Here is a 950-nt window from a genome sequence, read left to right as displayed (position 1 = left end):
TACGGCTGCACCACCTGCATCGGCAACTCCGGCCCGCTGCCGGAGGAGGTCTCCAAGGCCGTCAACGACCATGACCTCGCGGTGACTTCGGTGCTCTCCGGCAACCGCAACTTCGAGGGCCGGATCAACCCCGACGTCAAGATGAACTACCTGGCCTCCCCGCCGCTGGTCGTCGCGTACGCCATCGCGGGCTCCATGAAGGTGGACATCACGCGCGACGCCCTCGGCACGGACCAGGAGGGCAAGCCGGTCTACCTGGCCGACATCTGGCCCTCCGAGGCCGAGGTCAACGACGTCGTGGCCAACGCCATCGGCGAGGACATGTTCAACAAGTCCTACCAGGACGTCTTCGCGGGCGACGCGCAGTGGCAGGCCCTGCCGATCCCGACCGGCAACACCTTCGAGTGGGACGCCGAGTCGACCTACGTCCGCAAGCCCCCGTACTTCGAGGGCATGACGATGGAGACCACCCCGGTCTCCGACATCACCGGCGCCCGCGTGCTGGCCAAGCTGGGCGACTCGGTCACCACCGATCACATCTCCCCGGCCGGTGCCATCAAGGCCGACACCCCGGCCGGCAAGTACCTCACCGAGCACGGTGTGGAGCGTCGTGACTTCAACTCCTACGGCTCCCGCCGAGGCAACCACGAGGTCATGATCCGCGGCACGTTCGCCAACATCCGCCTGCGCAACCAGATCGCGCCGGGCACCGAGGGCGGCTACACCCGCGACTTCACGCAGGACGGCGGCCCGGTCTCCTTCATCTACGACGCCTCCCGCAACTACATCGAGCAGGGCGTCCCGCTGGCCATCCTGGCCGGCAAGGAGTACGGCTCCGGCTCGTCCCGCGACTGGGCCGCCAAGGGCACCGCGCTGCTCGGCGTCAAGGCCGTCATCGCCGAGTCCTACGAGCGCATCCACCGCTCCAACCTCATCGGCATGGGCGTCCT

1 protein-coding gene is annotated in these 950 nt (G+C 68.0%); it reads left to right on the top strand.

Annotated elements, in window-relative coordinates; translation table 11 throughout:
* On the top strand, positions 1-950 hold a 950-nt coding region (locus G6W55_RS37825), incomplete at both ends, for an aconitase family protein (protein WP_254876598.1).

It is taken from the genome of Streptomyces sp. CAI-85, assembly GCF_013363615.1.
Taxonomy (GTDB): domain Bacteria; phylum Actinomycetota; class Actinomycetes; order Streptomycetales; family Streptomycetaceae; genus Streptomyces; species Streptomyces antibioticus_B.
Note: the sequence above shows the minus strand (reverse complement) of the source record. Positions and strands in the feature narration are given on the sequence as shown.